The 16,564-nt window shown below is 67.9% G+C and carries 15 protein-coding genes; 7 read left to right on the top strand and 8 right to left on the bottom strand.

The window, feature by feature from the left end; genetic code table 11:
• A partial coding sequence (locus tag H7290_RS21410) for a DUF4913 domain-containing protein (RefSeq protein WP_366927649.1) occupies positions 1-125 on the bottom strand: 125 nt, incomplete at its 3' end.
• A 253-nt stretch (positions 126-378) separates the two neighbouring features.
• Here H7290_RS21410 and H7290_RS17550 point away from each other — a divergent pair.
• Together H7290_RS17550 and H7290_RS17545 are read left to right on the top strand one after the other, a co-directional pair.
• Positions 379-1,140, top strand: coding sequence for a hemerythrin domain-containing protein (locus H7290_RS17550; RefSeq protein WP_290515315.1), 762 nt, complete (start codon positions 379-381; stop codon positions 1,138-1,140).
• Between the two features lie 236 nt (positions 1,141-1,376).
• The gene (locus H7290_RS17545; protein ID WP_290515314.1) at positions 1,377-1,778 is read left to right on the top strand and encodes a lipopolysaccharide assembly LapA domain-containing protein; all 402 of its coding nucleotides are present in this window, start codon (positions 1,377-1,379) and stop codon (positions 1,776-1,778) included.
• Positions 1,779-1,964: 186 nt separating this feature from the next.
• On the opposite strand, the gene H7290_RS17540 is transcribed toward H7290_RS17545, so the two are convergent.
• Genes H7290_RS17540 through H7290_RS17530 form a run of 3 tightly spaced genes read right to left on the bottom strand, consistent with a single transcriptional unit; the run spans position 1,965 to position 4,678 of the window.
• Positions 1,965-2,612 carry a hypothetical protein gene (locus H7290_RS17540; RefSeq protein WP_290515313.1) on the bottom strand — a complete coding sequence of 216 codons (648 nt, stop codon included), beginning with the start codon at positions 2,610-2,612 and terminating at the stop codon, positions 1,965-1,967.
• A gap of 4 nt (positions 2,613-2,616) precedes the next feature.
• On the bottom strand, positions 2,617-4,008 hold the full coding sequence (locus H7290_RS17535) for a cell wall metabolism sensor histidine kinase WalK (protein ID WP_290515312.1): 1,392 nt from the start codon (positions 4,006-4,008) through the stop codon (positions 2,617-2,619).
• Complete coding sequence (locus H7290_RS17530; protein ID WP_290515311.1) at positions 4,001-4,678, bottom strand: response regulator transcription factor; 678 nt, start codon at positions 4,676-4,678, stop codon at positions 4,001-4,003. Before H7290_RS17530 ends, H7290_RS17535 begins: the two co-directional genes overlap by 8 nt.
• Before the next feature lie 382 nt (positions 4,679-5,060).
• Here H7290_RS17530 and H7290_RS17525 point away from each other — a divergent pair, with 382 nt between their 5' ends.
• The 4 genes from H7290_RS17525 to H7290_RS17510 all read left to right on the top strand — a co-directional run bounded on the left by H7290_RS17525 (position 5,061) and on the right by H7290_RS17510 (position 9,729).
• A complete protein-coding gene (locus H7290_RS17525) occupies positions 5,061-6,269 on the top strand; it encodes a histidine kinase (RefSeq protein ID WP_290515310.1) in 1,209 nt (402 codons plus the stop codon).
• Positions 6,266-6,931 carry a response regulator transcription factor gene (locus tag H7290_RS17520; protein WP_290515309.1) on the top strand — a complete coding sequence of 222 codons (666 nt, stop codon included), beginning with the start codon at positions 6,266-6,268 and terminating at the stop codon, positions 6,929-6,931. Before H7290_RS17525 ends, H7290_RS17520 begins: the two co-directional genes overlap by 4 nt.
• Positions 6,932-7,063: 132 nt before the next feature.
• Complete coding sequence (locus tag H7290_RS17515) at positions 7,064-7,813, top strand: ABC transporter ATP-binding protein (RefSeq protein ID WP_290515308.1); 750 nt, start codon at positions 7,064-7,066, stop codon at positions 7,811-7,813.
• Positions 7,810-9,729: an FtsX-like permease family protein gene (locus H7290_RS17510; RefSeq protein WP_290515307.1), complete on the top strand. Its 1,920-nt coding sequence runs from the start codon at positions 7,810-7,812 to the stop codon at positions 9,727-9,729. The genes H7290_RS17515 and H7290_RS17510 overlap by 4 nt, the downstream gene beginning before the upstream one ends.
• Before the next feature lie 186 nt (positions 9,730-9,915).
• On the opposite strand, the gene H7290_RS17505 is transcribed toward H7290_RS17510, so the two are convergent.
• The 4 genes from H7290_RS17505 to H7290_RS17490 form a co-directional block, all read right to left on the bottom strand.
• Positions 9,916-10,818, bottom strand: coding sequence for a PAC2 family protein (locus tag H7290_RS17505; RefSeq protein ID WP_290515306.1), 903 nt, complete (start codon positions 10,816-10,818; stop codon positions 9,916-9,918).
• Between the two features lie 10 nt (positions 10,819-10,828).
• On the bottom strand, positions 10,829-12,715 hold the full coding sequence (gene dxs, locus H7290_RS17500; RefSeq protein ID WP_290515316.1) for a 1-deoxy-D-xylulose-5-phosphate synthase: 1,887 nt from the start codon (positions 12,713-12,715) through the stop codon (positions 10,829-10,831).
• A 110-nt stretch (positions 12,716-12,825) separates the two neighbouring features.
• On the bottom strand, positions 12,826-13,341 hold the full coding sequence (locus H7290_RS17495) for a flavin reductase family protein (RefSeq protein ID WP_290515305.1): 516 nt from the start codon (positions 13,339-13,341) through the stop codon (positions 12,826-12,828).
• A gap of 9 nt (positions 13,342-13,350) precedes the next feature.
• On the bottom strand, positions 13,351-15,078 hold the full coding sequence (locus tag H7290_RS17490) for an alkaline phosphatase D family protein (RefSeq protein ID WP_290515304.1): 1,728 nt from the start codon (positions 15,076-15,078) through the stop codon (positions 13,351-13,353).
• An 88-nt stretch (positions 15,079-15,166) separates the two neighbouring features.
• Here H7290_RS17490 and xylB point away from each other — a divergent pair, with 88 nt between their 5' ends.
• Complete coding sequence (gene xylB, locus H7290_RS17485) at positions 15,167-16,552, top strand: xylulokinase (RefSeq protein ID WP_290515303.1); 1,386 nt, start codon at positions 15,167-15,169, stop codon at positions 16,550-16,552.
• Positions 16,553-16,564: the final 12 nt, after the last annotated feature.

Here is a 16,564-nt window from a genome sequence, read left to right as displayed (position 1 = left end):
GGGCCGCGGGGGCTGGTGAGGACAGTCGTCTGCGGGTCGGCGTGAGGCAGGATCCGCACCGACAGGCCGGCGCCCGGGTCCAGTCGCGTCGACCCGAAAGCACGGTGCAGGGCGGCGACGGTCACCCTGACGCGATCGGAGTCAATTCATCTGGCGATGCGCGGCCTGTCATGCGAAACTCAACTGCCGGTTGAGCAAAAGCTGTGCACGGATCGAGGCCCTGGAGGGTCGTCGTGAACATCGCCCCCGGAAGTCTGGTCGAATCGGACGTTCTCACCTTGCTGGAGCCGGTCAAGAGTCACCGAGTCTGCGGCATGACAGCGCCCCACTCGAACCACGGCACATGAGGTTCATTCGACGTCGGCAAGGACACCGGCCATGACAAACAATCCGGAACAGGCACTGCTGTTCCTCTTGATGTTCTTCCTTGCCCTGGCCGGGCTCCTCGTGCTCATGGTGCACCTGGAATGCAGCCTGACGAAGACGGCACCGCGACCACGTGGTCTCGGGGGCCGATCGGGTCGCGACGAGGCGGCGGCACCCTTGACGGTTCGTGCCGGCGGGAGGGTCAACCCGGGTTGCTGGGTTGCGAGACGCCCGGTGGGGTACAGCGGACATCTCATACCTATCTGGGAGCCGAACATGTCCACTGACGCCATCGTGTTGTTGAAACAAGACCACAAAGAGATCCTCTCGACGTTCAAGAAATTCGAGAAGGCTGGCGACAACGCCCACAAGGCCAAGGCCGATCTTGTGAACAAGATGATCAAGCTGCTGACCGTGCACACCTACATCGAGAACGAGGTCATGTACACACGGGTGCGCGACCTGCTCCCCGAGGTCGAGGACGACGTGCTGGAGTCGTACGAGGAGCACCACGCCGCGGACGTCCTGGTCATGGAGCTGGTCGGCATGAAGCCGACCGACGAGCGATTCACCGCGAAGACCACCGTGCTGATCGAGAACGTCACCCATCACATCGAGGAGGAGCAGGAGTGGTTCCCGAAGGTCCGCGAGGGTCTCGGACGATCAGTGCTGCAAGAGATCGGCGCCGAGATGGTCGAGGCGAAGAAGAACGCGCCCCGCAGTCCCGCGCAACCCAGTGCTCTCAAGAAGACAGTCGACGCTGTCATCAAGTGACACTCCCAGCGTCGGAGATCGCCACTGCAGACTAGATCTCCACCGCCCGCCGGGTCGATCTGGACGACAGCCGCAGGCTCCCCTCCGGCCTCAGTTCTGGCCCATCAGTCACCTTCGAGCACGCCCACTACGCTACGTACAACACGCACGGAAGCGGCACAGAACACATCCGCTTCCGGTGGCGGGCACTCGACTTCATCCACGTCAAAGCCCTGAAAGCGACGAAAGGACCACCCGTGAGCGAGACTCGCCCCGACAGGCCCGCACCAGAGAACGAGCCATCAGCGCCGATCCCCACCGACGGGACCCACCCGAAACGAGCGCCCGAATCTGTCGAGCCACGTGTAGGTCGGGGCCTGACCAAGAAGGGGCGCGTCCGGGCGACCCGAGCCAGTTGGGCTTGGATATCGATCATCCTGGCTGCGATTCTCGTGATCGCCATGCTCATCTTCATCGGTCAGAACTCCCAGAAGGTAGCCCTCAACTTCCTTGGATTCGACGGGCGATTCCCGCTCGGTCTGACTCTGCTGTTCGCGACAGTCGTCGGGATGCTGTTGGTCGCGCTGCCGGGCACGGTCCGCATCGTCGAACTACATCGCGCCCTGCGAAAGAACGAGAGGGACACGAAGAACCGTTAGCTGTCGACCGGACCTCACCCCTCATCGGCATCCCGGGCCCCGGCCCGATGTCGGAGTCGTTCGAGTGATCGTCTTGTCCGCTGGCGCCACCCCGCTGGTCCCCTCGCCCGCCGGACCGAGCCGGTCGCTGCTCGCGAAGGGCCCTCGACCAAGGCGTTGCTGGTTGAGGGCCCTTCGGCGGTGGTCTCAGTCCTGGTCGACGTCGACCTGGGTCACGGCGAAGTCAGTGCTGAGGTCAATCTCGGTCTCCGTGCCGTTCTCGGCGAGCATCTTCACCGAGTAGGCCTCGGCGTTGTTGTCGTCGATGTCGACATCGACGATGACGCCCTTCACCTCAGCGAGGACCGCCCCCGCGACGGCGACGAGGGTCTTGTCGTTGAGCTTGCCGGCCGGGGGCGGGTCGTTGGCGTCGTCCGCGTCTGCCCTGTCCGTGCGGACGACCGAGGCGCCGCCGTCCGAGGCGACGAGCACGGTTGTCTCGTCGCCGTTCGCTGCCTCGAAGTCGACGCTCCACGGGCCGTTGCGGTGCGCCTCCAACGAGGTCGGCGTGCCGTTGGCCTCGTCGCGGGCGGCTGCGAGCACCTCGGATAGGGCGCCAGCGTCCTTCGCGCCGTAGGTTGCTGCAGGATCGACGGCCCCTACGTCCTCGCGCTGGGCCGCAACGAAACGGTCGTCGTCCTCGTCGTCAGCCATCGCGGCGCCGGCACCGATGCCGCCCACCAAGAGCGCTGCCGCTCCGAGCCCGCCGACGATCCACAGGGTGGGCTTGCGGCGCCAGAAGGTCGCGCGCTCGTGCTCGTGGGGAACTGGCTGGGTCTGTTGCGTGTTGGTCATGACCTCAGCCTGCGGGCAAGGTGCTGAACGGGTCCTGAAGCTGTCTGAAGCATTCTTCAGGATGTGTCGGAAGGGTCACCGTGAAGCGCGCACCGCCGCGTGGCGAGGTCTCGATGAGCACCTCACCCCCGTGCGCTCGAGCGATCGCGCGCACGATCGCCAGCCCGAGGCCACTGCCGCCCGCCTCGCGGGCCCGCGCCTCGTCGAGACGTACGAAGCGCTCGAAGACCCGGTCTCGCTGGTCCTCGGGGATCCCCGTCCCGTCGTCGTCGACCGTCAGGAACACCCACGCTTCGTCCGTCCAGGTTCCGAGTGCGATGCGGCCTGAAGCATGCCGGGCCGCGTTGTTGGCGAGGTTGCGTACGAGCTGGCCGAGAAGTCGTGAGTCGCCCGAGACGCGCGCAGGGCCGATCGCCGTGCCGTCCACCTCCATGCCGTGCCCGGTCGTCGAGCGAAGCCGGGTGAGCTCGGAGATGGCCAGGTCATCGAGGTCGACCGGATCCGTCCTGCGCGGAGCGCCCTCGTCAAGGCGTGCGAGCAGCAACATCGCTTCGACGATGGTCTGCAGACGTGCTCCCTCTTCAATGACCACGGTGGACAGCTCTTCCGCGCTCGTCACCTCGGGGTGGGCGTGGACAAGCTCGGCGTGCTGCCGGAGGGTCGCGAGCGGAGAGCGCAGCTCGTGCGACGCGTCGGAGACGAAGCGGCGCTGAGCCTGCTGGGAGTCGTCCAGCCTGGCCAGCATGCGGTTCATGGTCCCGACGAGGAGGGCGATCTCGTCCCCGGACCCGGACTCCGGCACCCGACGATCGAGCCGGTCGGCGCCGATCGCGTCGACCTCGCCCCGGATGCGGGCGACCGGCGCCAGCGCCCGACCGACCACCAACCAGATGGTCAGACCAAACAGGGCCAGCAGCGCCGGGATGGCCAGGACCAGGAGCCTGCCGACCGTCCCACTGACGTCGTCGTCGACCTCGAGGGAGTACGCGAGCACGACCTCGCGGCCATCGTCGAGGTCCTCGCTCACGACCAGGACGTGCTCATCGTCCACGACAGCCACCACCGGGTCCTCACGTACCGGCAGCCTCGCGGCCGCAGCATCCTCTGATGAGGCCAGCTCGCTCCCGTCCGCACTCACGAGGCGCGCGGCCTCGTCGCCGAGGCGCGTGATCACGTCCGGACCTTGCCGTTGCACCTCCTCCGCGAGCGCCTTGACCCTCAGCTCCGCAGCGTTCTCCGCGGAGGCACGCAGGCTGTGATCGAGCGAGACGCTGAACGCGAGTGCGCCGAGACCCAGCGCGATGGCCACCACGACGACACCACCGAGGGTGACCCGCGCTCTCAACGACCGCGGTCTGAGCCTCGAGAACAACCCGTCGCGGCCCCGCTCAGCCACCGTTCACCGCGAGACGATAGCCGGCGCCTCTTACGGTCTCGATCGTGGCACGTCCAAACGGGCGATCGATCTTGCCCCGCAGATGTCCCACGTACACCTCCACGATGTTCGGATCACCCTCGAAGTCGTCGTCCCACACGTTGCCGATCACCTGGCGCTTGGACCGTACCTGACCGGCGTGCCGCAGCAGGTACTCGAGCACGGCGAACTCCCGGCTGGTCAGCGCGACCTCGGTCTCCCCCCGCGCCACGCGCCGCGTGGCGGGATCGAGGCTCAGGTCACCCGCGCGCAGGACCGCCGGTCGTTCCGGGGCGCCACGGCGTACGAGGGCGCGGATGCGCGCAACGAGCACCGAGAACGAGAACGGCTTGGTGACGTAGTCGTCGGCGCCGCCTTCGAAGGACTCGACCTGGTCCCAGTCGCCGTCCCTCGCGGTGAGCATCAGGATCGGCGTCCAGTCGCCTTCCTCGCGAAGGGCCGCGCAGACCTTCCAGCCACTCATCCCAGGCATCATCAGATCGAGCACGATCGCGTCGTAGCGATTCTCCCGTGCGAGCCACAGACCGTCGACCCCGTCATGGGCGACGTCGACGGCGAACCCCTCGGCGACGAGACCCCGGCGCAAGCCTTCCGCGAGCGAGACCTCGTCGTCGACGATCAGGATGCGCATCCGCCCAGTCTGACGGATGAACGCTGAAGGGCTGCTGAAGACAGCGCCACGACTACGGCGCTCAACAACCCGCCATGTCGAAGGCGTCGCTCAGAGGCAGGCACATACTTGAGAGTTCTTGGCGAAGCCCTCCCCCGCCGTGCCGTGGGGAAAATTCGATGCCTCACCCATTTCTCACGCGAGAGACCAAGGCCCGCCGTTCAGGTACCGCCCCTTCAACGACATCGCCGATGACCTATGTCCTCTGAAGCGATGCGACGATGATGACTGCCGGAGCCGACATCGATCGCATGAGAGGCCACACGTGGACAACAGGTGGAGTGTTGCGTGTCCTCCCTCTGGATCTATCTCTGTGCTCATCGGTTGGGTCGTGGGATGCGTCGTGATCACCGGGGTGGTGGTCGCATCGTCCGTCGCGCCGTCAGCCCTGCCAGGTTCGCCAGAACTCGGTCTGCGGACGTTGTTGCTCGGACTAGTTGTTGTCTCCATCCAAGCGCTCGTGCTGATCCGGACTGGCGATGTACCCAGATTTGCGCTTGTCGCCGTGAGCATCCTGGTGCCGGTGGCCGCTGGAGCAGGACTCGGGATAGCCACCGGAGGAACGTCGGTGGCTGTCTTCATCGCTGCCTACGCCGTGGTGGTCGATACTCGTTGGCCGCGGCCGGCATCGACACTCGCCGTCGCGATGCTGATCGTTGGGCTTGGCGATCTCATACGGGCGACCCGAGACGACGGATGGGCGATTGAGTCGCTCGGGTCGGCCGCGCTTCAGGGGATCACCACCGTGGGTGTCGGCGCGGTCCTGGGAGCACTAGTCGGTGCGCGCCGCGAGACGACACGTGCAAGGGTCGGACAACAGCGGGCAGTCGCGGGAGAACAGGCAGCGCTGACCCAGGCAGCAGTGGCCCGCGAGAGGGTGGCGATGGCACGAGAGCTGCACGACATCGCAGCCCACCACCTGTCCGGGATCGCCGTGATGACAGCCGCGCTCGATCGGCAGATCGACACCGACCCGGCTGGGGCGAAGACGGCGGTGCGCCAAGTACGGCAGCAGAGCACCGCGATGCTCAGGGACCTGCGCAGCCTGGTGGCCCTGCTGCGCGAGGACGATGCCGGACGGGCCGGCCCCGAGGTTGGGCCCGACGTTGGGCCCGAGACCCTGCAAGGGATTCCCACGCTGGTTGAGACGGCCCGCCTCGCCGGTCGGGACGTCGCACTCTCCATCTTCGGTGCCCCAGCCGCACAGATCCCGTTGTTGAGCATCGGGCCGCTCGCCCAACTGGCCGCCTATCGCACGGTCCAGGAGTCCTTGGTGAACGCCGCCCGACACGCGCCGGGATCGCGGTCCGAGGTTGTCGTCGATGTCCGTGACCCGTCAGAGGTGACGATCGTCGTGCGCAACGACGCACCGCCGGCTCCCGCTCCCAGCACACCACTCGTGTCGACCGGGGCCGGCAACGGTTTCGGCATCGTCGGGATGCAGGAGCGCGCCGACCTGACGGACGCCCGGCTGTCGGCCGGACCCGCGCCCGGCGGCGGCTGGGTCGTCAGGCTCGACATCCCGGTCGACACGATGGAGGATCCGTTGTGATCAAGGTCGTCATCGCCGACGACCAGCCCCTCGTCCGCGCGGGGTTGTCCATGATGTTGGGTGCTGAACCGGACATCGAGGTCATCGCCACGGCCAGCGACGGGGGCGAGGCGGTCGAGGCCGCACGGTCGCTCGGCGCCGACGTGGTGTGCATGGACATCCGGATGCCGGGGACCGACGGAATCACCGCGACCGCGCTTCTGTGCGGACCCGGAGTGAGCCAGCCGATCCCGGTGCTGATCGTGACGACGTTCGACATCGACGAGTATCTGTTCGGTGCGCTCGAGGCGGGCGCCTCCGGATTCCTGCTCAAGGATGCCGAACCAGAGCAGATGGCAGAAGCCGTGCGATCAGTCGCGAGCGGCAACGGCACGCTGGACAACTCCCTGACCAAGCGGGTGGTGCAGGAGATGGTGTCTCGTCGGCGCACCCAACCGGTCGTCGCCTCCCGCGGTGTGGACGTGCTCACCCCGCGCGAGATCGACATCCTTCTGCTGCTGGCGCAAGGGATGTCGAACGAGGACGTCGCCAGGTCGCTGGTCCTCGAGGTCTCAACAGTGAAGTCACATCTCGCGCGCATGCTGCCGAAGCTGGGTGTGAAGTCGCGGCTCCAGGCCGTCGTCTGGGCCTACCAGAACGGTCTTGTTCACATCGACGACTGACACCCGGAGCACATCAGCGGACCGCTTGCATCGAAGGATGCAAGCCCGCGAGTTCCATCGTCCGCGGCTAGAGGTGAAGCGCGCTGACTTCCTAACGTTGGTGGTACCCATCCACGCAACGAGGAGCACTCCATGAATGCCACCACCGTGACTGCGACCACCGTCGCCATCGAGCTCCAGGACGTGCACAAGACCTACCGCAGCGGCCCCGAGCCCGCCCATGCCCTGCGGGGGATCTCGCTCGCCTTGCACAGCGGGTCGATCACGGCGATCGTCGGGCAGTCGGGATCAGGGAAGTCCACCCTCCTGAACTGCGCAGCCGGCCTGGAGCTGGCCACAAGCGGGCGCGTCGTCGTCGGCGGACACGACATCAGCGGCCTCTCCCCCGACAACCTGACCCGTTTCCGCCGCGATCACATCGGATTCGTCTTCCAGGCCTACAACCTGATCGGACACCTGAGCGTCCTTGACAACATCGAGCTGCCCGCAGTGCTGGCAGGCCGCCAAACCGACCACACCTGGCTGTCCCACCTGGTCACCGAGATGGATCTCGGCGGGCTGCTGGACCGTCTGCCGGCCCAGCTCTCGGGCGGCCAGGCACAGCGGGTCGCCATTGCACGAGCGCTGATCGCCCGCCCGACGGTCATCTTCGCCGATGAGCCCACCGGCGCGCTCGACTCACGCACCGGCGCAGCGGTGCTCGACCTCCTGCGCACCACGGCCCAGCGCCTCGAGCAGACCGTCGTCATCGTCACCCACGACAGCCGGGTGGCAGCCGCTGCCGAGCGGGTCCTGGTCCTGGCCGACGGCAGCCTGATCGACCAGATGGACTCGCCTACGGCCGAGCAGGTCAACGACCACCTCCTGGCGGTGGCCCGATGAGCACCGGACGCAGTCTGGCCCTCGCAGGTCTGCGGGCAAACTGGGCCGCCATGGCCGGGACCGGCTTGACCATCGCGCTCGCCTCAATGCTGGTGACGGTCAGCGGCGTGCTGGTCGAGTCGGGACTGCGCCAATCGGCGGGCGCGGGCGGGATGTTGATCCCGCTCGCGTCCTCGTTTGCCGGCACCGCCATGGTGCTCGTCGTGCTCGTGGTGGCGGCGACCACGACCTTGGCCCTACGTCGGCGCCGCCGGGAGTTCGCGTTGCTCAGCGCCGTGGGGGCGACCAGGGGGCAGGTGCGCCGGATGATCTCGACGGAGATCCTCCTCATCAGCGCGGTGGCCAGCCCGGTAGGAGCGGTCCCCGGCCTGCTGCTGGCCCGCGCGCTAGACCCGGCGCTGAAGCGCGCCGGGATCGTCGGCGCGGACTTCGTCTCGACATTGTCACCCTGGCCCCTCCTGGCCGCGGTGCTCGTGGTCGTCCCGACCGCGCTCGTGGCGAGCAGGTTGGCCGCACGCGAGACCGTGCGTCTTGCACCGACCGCGGCGATCCGCGACAGCGCCACCGAGACGGCGTCCGTTGGACCCGTCCGCCGCATCACGGCCGGGGTCGCGGCCGTCGCCGGCTTGGTCATGGCCTCCACCCCGCTGATTCTCCCGGGCACAGCCGGCAGCGTCCTGGCGGGCAGCTCGGCCTTCCTGCTGGTCGGTTCGGCAGCCCTGGCCGGCCCGCTCCTCGTGGAGTTCAGCTTCAGTCGGGTCGCGAACGTCGGCGCCGGCCTGGCTGGCGCACCCGTCCGGCTGGCACCCGTCCGCTTAGCATTGGGCAACCTGCGCGGCTTCTCGCGACGACTGACGACTGTCGTCGTCCCCCTCGCCCTGCTCCTCGCAGTCGGCACGACCCAGACCACGGTCGACCGGGTCATCCACCAGGCTGCCACCTCGCAGCTGAGGGCTGCGATCGGCACCAGTCTGGTCACGACCTCCGAGTCCGGGCTGACCGAACAGCAACTGACAACGTTGCGCGACATACATGGAGTCGACGGCGTGGTGCCGCTCGCGGATGTGCCGGCGCAGGTCCGCACCGACGACGATGACCTCCCCGACAGCTTGGTCTGGGAGTCAACCCAGCTGCGGATCGTCCCACCGGACGTCGACCCCACGAGCTTCGATCCCCAGGTGAGTCGGGGCAGCCTTTCTGACCTGACTGCGCGAGACACCGTCGCGATCAGTTCCGACGCGGCCTTCGACACCGGCAAATCCCTAGACGACCATCTCCGGGTGCGCCTCGGCCGTCACGAGACCAGCTTGCGCATCGTAGCCGTGTACAAACGGGGTCTCGGCGTCAGTGACCAGATCATCGGCCCGAGGACGGCGTCGGCCCTTGGGGCCGACCCGATCGTCAGTGCTGCACTGCTCGAGGTCGCAAGTGGGCCGAGCGAGGTGTCGTCCGTCCTGGCTCGAGCCGCGGCACCTGGCGTCGACACCGTGACGTCCGCGGAGTATGTCGCCTCGGTGACCAGTCCGGATGCTGCCAGCCAGCACCTGTCGACCCTCCTCACGCTACTGCTGCTGGTCTTCGTTGGTCTCGGCTCGATCAACGCGCTGGTGCTGATCACGATGGGCCGCGGTCAGGAACTTCGGCTCCTGCACCAAGGCGGCGCGACGTCCCGGCAGCTCGTGGCCATGGCCGGCGTCGAGTCCGTGGCGACAGCCTTCGCTGCCTGGGCCATCGGCACCGCGGCGGTCGTCCCCGGCGTCATGGGGATGAGCTTTGGCCTGCTCGGCTTCGGCCTGCCCGCGATTGACCTGCCGGCCTACGCCGCCCTGAGCGGCACCGTGATCGCGTTGGCCGTGACGGCGACCGTCGTCCCGGCCATCCGCACGGTGCGCACGGCCACCCGCATCGCTCATTGAATCCACCACTACCGAGCAACGAAGGGGCCAGCGACTCCGTACCTGATAGCCAGCTCCCCGTCATCACCGTGCTGCAAGGCGTCTAGATCGCGCTCGTCAGCACGCTTGGGCGATAAAACCAGCAGCCGCGGGGCTCCCCGCTGGGGAGCAAGGCTAGCCCTGATCGTTCTTGCGCTGACGCGCAGGCTAGCCCTGATCGTTCTTGCGCTGACGCGCAAGGAACTGCTCGAACTGGACGGCCAGCTCTTCGCCGCTAGGAAGCTCGTCCTCGCTCGCGAGCAGCGATTCCGCGGCCCCTCGGGTGAAGGCGTCGTACTGCTCTTCGAGGCCACCGAGGACGCTCGCGCCACCCTGCTCCTCGATCTGCTGCTCGATCTCGGCCAACGACTCACCCTGACGCGCCCGCAGGGCGTCGACGTCGACGCTGAGACCAATCCGGTCGACAAGCGCGTCCAGCAGAGCAAGGGCTGCGGTCGGGTAGTCCATCTGTGACAAGTAGTGGGGCACGTGAACCACGTAGCCCGCCGCGTCGTGGCCCCACTCACCGAGGCGGTACTCCAGCAGCGCCTGTGCTGACGACGGCACGGTGACCTGTGCCGACCACAGATTCTTCCGGTCGACGAGGTCGGGCCGGGTGCCGTGGGCCGTGATCATCGGCGGACGGGTGTGCGGAACCCCCATGGGCACCGCACCGAGCCCTACCGACAACGGCACGCCGAGGTCCTGAATGACCTCGTGCACCTCGTCGATGAAGCGCTCCCACCGGAAGTCGGGCTCGGGTCCGGCAAGAAGCAGGTAGGGCATCTGGTTGGCGTCGTGCTCGAGAACGATCTGCAGGCTGGGCTGGTCGTACTCGGCGTAATGGTCCTCGTGGAAGCCGATCATGGGACGGCGGGCGCGATAGTCGAACATCTCATCGATATCGAAGTCATGGACAACCTCGCCGTGGCCCGACCTCAACTGATCGGAAGCCAACCGGGCCGCTGACCCGGCTCCGAGAAATCCGTCGAGGGCATGAATGAGCACAGGACCGGAGCCGGGCTCGACGGCCGGCTTGTCATTTCTGAATCGACGCGGAATCCACTTCATGGTCAACCGATCACTGATCTGAGCTATTCCGGCTCAGTTTCAGCGCTGCCAGCGTGTCGTCGGCGATGGCTTGGGGCGTGAGACCGAGGCGTCCGAGGATGACGTTGCGCTTGGCGTGGTCGAGGAACTCCTGCTCGACGCCGTGGACCTGTACGGGCGTCGAGATGCCGGCATCGCGCACGGCTGCCGTGTAGGCCGATCCGACGCCGCCCTGCCGACCGTTGTCCTCGATCGTGACGACCAGGGCAAAGCTGCCAGCCAGTTCGACGAGGGCGGGATCGACCGGTTTGACCCAGCGTGGATCGACCACGGTGACGCCGTGGCCCGCTGCCCTGATGAGGTCGGCCGCCTCGGCGCCGAGGTGTCCGAACGACCCGATCGCGATGACGAGGACGTCGTGGGCTTCATCGCGCGAGAGGACGTCGAAGGTGCCGATGCGTTCGATGGCCGGCAAGTCGTCGCACACGGCGCCCTTGGCAAACCGCACGACGGTGGGGGCATCGTCGACGTCGACAGCCTCACGCAGCAGCTCACGGAGCTGGGAGCCGTCACGGGGGGCGGCGAGCCGCAGGCCCGGCACGATCTGCATCAACGACATGTCCCACATGCCGTTGTGGCTCGCGCCGTCCTCGCCCGTGACACCCGCGCGGTCGAGCACGAACGTGACTCCACAACGGTGCAGCGCCACGTCGAGCAGCACCTGGTCGAAGGCACGGTTGAGGAACGTCGCATAGACCGCGACGACGGGATGCAGCCCTCCCATCGCCAGGCCCGCAGCGCTGGTGACGGCGTGCTGCTCAGCGATGCCGACGTCGAAGACCCGGTCGGGGAACTTGTCGGCGAACGCGTCGAGACCGACGGGATAGAGCATCGCGGCGGTGATGCCCACGACGTCGGGACGCTCGTCGGCGATGCGCACGATCTCGTCCCGGAACACTGAGGTCCAGCCGGCGGGGGCAACCGTGACGGCGTCGCCCGTCTCGCGGTCGAACGGTGGCGCCTGGTGCATCTGGTCGTTGTCGTTGGCGACGGCGATGTCGTAGCCCTGGCCCTTGGTGGTCAGGACGTGCACCAGCACGGGGCCGCCGAACCGCTTGGCCTGCGTGAGCGCGTGCTCGATCGCCACCCGGTCGTGGCCGTGGACGGGGCCGATGTACTTGAGCCCGAGGTCTTCGAACAAGCCCTGCGGTGCGAGGACGTCCTTCATGCCCTTCTTGATGGCGTGCAGTGCCTCGTAGGCCATCGGACCGATACCGCGCGAGCGATTGAGCCGTTCCTTGATGACGCTCAGCGCCGGCTCGTACCGGGGGTTGGTGCGTATCTCGGTGAGCCGGTTGGCCAGACCGCCGACCGTGGGCGTGTACGAGCGACCGTTGTCGTTGACGACCACCACGAGTCGCCTGTCGGTGCCGGCCGCGATGTTGTTGAGTGCCTCCCACGCCATGCCGCCGGTGAGCGCGCCGTCACCGATGACTGCCACGACATGGTCGTCCTTGCCGAGGATGTGGTTGGCCTTGGCCATGCCGTCGGCGTACGACAGGCTCGTCGAGGCGTGCGAGTTCTCGACCCAGTCGTGCTCAGACTCGGCGCGGCTCGGGTAGCCAGACAGCCCGCCCTCGGTGCGCAGAGAGGCGAACTGGGACGCGCGGCCGGTGAGCATCTTGTGGACGTACGCCTGGTGGCCGGTGTCCCACACGATGCGGTCGGCCGGCGACTCGAAGACGCGATGGATGGCCATGCCGAGCTCGACGACCCCCAGGTTGGGACCCAGGTGACCACCGTTGGACGCCACCGACGTGATGAGCAGCTCGCGGATCTCCGCCGCCAGGCGATCGAGGTCGTCGTCGCTCAGGTCGCGCAGGTCGGCGGGCCCGGTCAGGTTCGCCAGAAGACTCATCGGTGCCCCCTTCCCGTCGTCTGCCATGCCGACCAGTCTATCGAGGAAGTTTTGCCGTGCTGTCCCACGTCGACCCGAGGTGCGAACGGCGGCACCTGCGTGCTGGTTCTTCACGCTCCCGGTGCCGTGCGATACCGCCCGCGCAGGTGGATCAGCGGCTCGGCGTCTCCGACCGACACGTGTTCGACATCACCATGCACCAACAGGCCCCAGCCCACCTCGCGAGGCTCCGACATCGCCAGCCGCACGCCGATCCAACCCGCGCCGCCGGTCAGCACCGGACCCCACTCGCTGTCGCTCCACTCTCCCAGGGTGAAGGGCCCACCTGGCGCCGGCGCAGTGCCAGCAAAGGCGTCGGCGAGGAAGCGATGCTCTGCGCCCAGCACGTTGACCACGACGGTCTGCGGTGATGACTCCCACAGGTCGGAGTCGGCGTCGATCAGACCCAGCACCTGGCCTGGTTCCCCGTCGGCCACCAGGAACGACGAGACCGTGAGGCCCCTGCGCGCCGGACCCGACCCGGCAGCCCACACCGTGACAGGCGAAGCCAGCCGTCCGCGCATGCGTCGAAGCTGGTCGCGCTCGCCCTCGGGCGGAACGAAAGGATGGTCCGTGTGGATCGTCACCTGACCAGACTACGGCCGTGCCGTCTCGCGCTCGATCGTCTCGCGCGAGACGTCGCCAGGGCTCTGGCTACGCAGTCCGTTGTCGACCGGCGGACGGTCAAATGTCTGGTTGAGCGTCGGCACACGATCCTCGATGAGGAAGGTCGCCCGGGTGAAGGCTGGCGCGTCCGCCGTGCGTACCTGGGCGACACTGCGGAAGTCAGCACTCATCGACTCCGGGGTGATCGTCGTGTTGACGTAACCCCGGAGGTTGTTCTGGAACTTCAGGTGCGGGTTGAAGGCCAACCACGGGTGTGCCGTAGCCGCCGAGTCAGCACCGTTGCCGCCCGACGTGATCGACGAGCACACCAGCTCGGTGCCCACCGATGCCGTGGTGGGGTCGTCGTAGTCGAGCTTGAGCTCGCTGGCCCAGGCCGCGTGGACGTCGCCGGTGAGGACGACGGGGTTGCGCACACCGGCGTCGACCCAACCCGTGGTGATGCGATCGCGCGAGGCGGCGTAGCCGTCCCACGCATCCATCGACACCTTCTTGAGCGGGCCCTTGTCACTGTCACGCTGCGCGAAGAAGACCTGCTGACCGATGACGTCCCACCGGGCCCGCGAACGGCGGAAGCCGTCGATGAGCCATTCCTCCTGGGCACCGCCGGTGATGGAACGGGACGGGTCGACGGCCGCAGGACAGTCCGCTCGGTACCCGTCGCCGCACCCCTGGTCGCTGCGGAACTGGCGGGTGTCCAGCAGGTGGAAGGAAGCGAGCTGTCCCCAGTGCAGACGGCGGTACAGCTGCATGTCGGCGCCCCGCGGCACCGAGGTGCGCCGCAGCGGCATGTTCTCGTAGTAGGCCCGGAACGCTGCCTTGCGACGGTCGAGGAACCCTGGTGTCTCGGCCGGCTTCTCGGGGATGTCCGCAGCCCAGTTGTTGTCGATCTCGTGATCGTCGAACACCACGGCCCAGGCCGTGGCTGCGTGCGCCTCCTGCAGGTCCAGGTCGGTCTTGTACTGGGCGTGGCGTTGGCGGTAGCTCTCGAGGGTCGTGGTCTCCGGGCCGTCGTGGTCGCGCACGTTGCCGCCCGGCGCGACGTAGGCGCCGGCGGTGTACTCGTACTGATAGTCGCCCAGGTGCAGGACGAGGTCGGGCCGGTCCTCGGCGAGACGGCGGTAGGCGGTGAACAGTCCGTGCTCGAACTGGGCGCACGACACGAATGACATCGCCAGCTCGGACGGCATGGCGTCACGGCGAGGAGCGGTGACCGCACGACCGACGCGCGAGACGTAGGGGCCGGCAGAGAAGCGGTAGAAATGCTCGCGACCGGGTTGGAGGCCCTCGACCTCGACGTGCACCGCGTAACCGAGCTGGCTCGCGGTGGTCACGACTCCGCGGCGAACGACACGCCGGAACCGCTCGTCCGTGGCAATCTGCCAGCTGAGGGGGATGCGCACGTCCGGCATGCCCCCCAGGCCGTCGGCGGCGAGCGGGTCGAACGCGAGCCGGGTCCAGATCACGAAACCATCCGACTGAGGGTCACCCGCCGCCACACCCAGCGTGAACGGGTCACGGGGGAAGCGAAGAGCATGGACGCGGGCGTCTGCACGACCCAAGGTGATTGAGGGTGCGAGGGCGCCAGCACCGAGGGCGGCGCTGTACGTCAGGAAGTCGCGGCGAGTGGTGAGCATGCACCCAGTCACGAGCGTCCCGGTGAACGCCCGACGGCGGGAGCCGGTACGGCGGGCGCCCATCGCAGGAAGAGTGCCCGAAGTCGCGCCCGGACAAGAACGGGACCGGTAGGACCTTGACTTAATTCAACAGTCGTACTAAACCTTGACCATGCCCGCAGACCTCGTACTCGGGGTCGACTCCTCGACGCAACCGACCAAGGCCCTGCTCATCGATGCCAGCACCGGCTCAGTCGTCGCGCAGCAGTCCGCACCCCACCCTGCGGGCACGGCCGTCGATCCGCGCGCCTGGCTCGACGCCTTCGACATCGCCACCTCCGGGCTCAGCGAGCGTGCTGGTGCCGTGTCGATCGGCGGTCAGCAGCACGGCATGGTCGCCCTCGACTCCCACGACTCCCCCGTGCACGACGCGATCCTGTGGAACGACACTCGCTCGAGCCGCGAGGCACTGACCCTGATCGACGAGCTGGGCGGCCCGCAGGCCTGTGCCGATGCGGTCGGCAGCGTGCTGGTCGCGTCGTTCACCTCCACCAAGCTGCGTTGGCTGCGCGACCACGAGCCCGATGCGGCGAAGCGGACGACCCGCGTCCTCCTGCCCCACGACTACGTCTCAGGGCACATCACACACGGTGAGTGGTTCACCGATCGCGGAGACGCCTCCGGGACCGGCTACTTCTCCACCCGCAACGACGCCTGGCGACCTGACCTCGCCGAGTCGGCGATCGGTCACGCGGTAGACCTGCCCCGCATCTGCCCCTCGGCGACGCCAGCCGCGACGACGGCGTCGGGGCTCGTCGTGGGCGCCGGAACGGGCGACAACATGGCAGCAGCGCTCGCGCTCGACCTCCAGCCCGGCGACGTCGTGGTCTCGATCGGCACCTCCGGGGTCGCGTCCGCCATCAGCGCCTCACCGGTGTCTGACCCGACCGGCTCGGTCACGGGGTTCGTCGACGCGACAACCAACTTCCTGCCGCTGGTGGCCACGATCAACGCCGCCCGCATCCTCGAGCTGCAGGCTCGGCTGCTGGGCGTCGACCACGACGAGATGGCCCGGCTGGCACTCGCTGCTCCGCCCGGCTCCCACGGGCTCACCCTGCTGCCCTACTACGACGGCGAGCGCACCCCCAACCGACCCGCTGCCACCGGTACGTGGGCCGGGCTCACCACCGCCACCACACGCGAGGACCTGGCTCGAGCCGCCATCGAAGCACTCCTCTGCTCGCTCGCCGATGCCGTCGACAACTTGACGGCGGCCACCGGCACGCCGCCGCGACGACTGCTGCTCGTCGGGGGGGCCGCAAGGAACGCCGCCGTCCAGGCCATCGCCCCGGCCGTTCTCGGCATGCCCGTCACGGTGCCCGCGCCGGGCGAATACGTCGCTCTCGGTGCCGCCCGCCAAGCCGCGTGGGCACTGTCCGGATCCATCGAACCCCCGACGTGGGCATCAGTCCGCGCCGAGACCTTCGACGCAGAACCGACCCCTCTCGTGCGTGAGGCCTACGCACTGCTGCGCGACCGCACCTCGGTGTGGTCCTGACCCGAAAGTTTC

This window comes from Aeromicrobium sp. (assembly GCF_014378035.1).
GTDB lineage: Bacteria > Actinomycetota > Actinomycetes > Propionibacteriales > Nocardioidaceae > Aeromicrobium.
The sequence above is the reverse complement of the archived record's forward strand: the minus strand, read 5'-3'. Positions and strand labels throughout refer to the sequence as shown.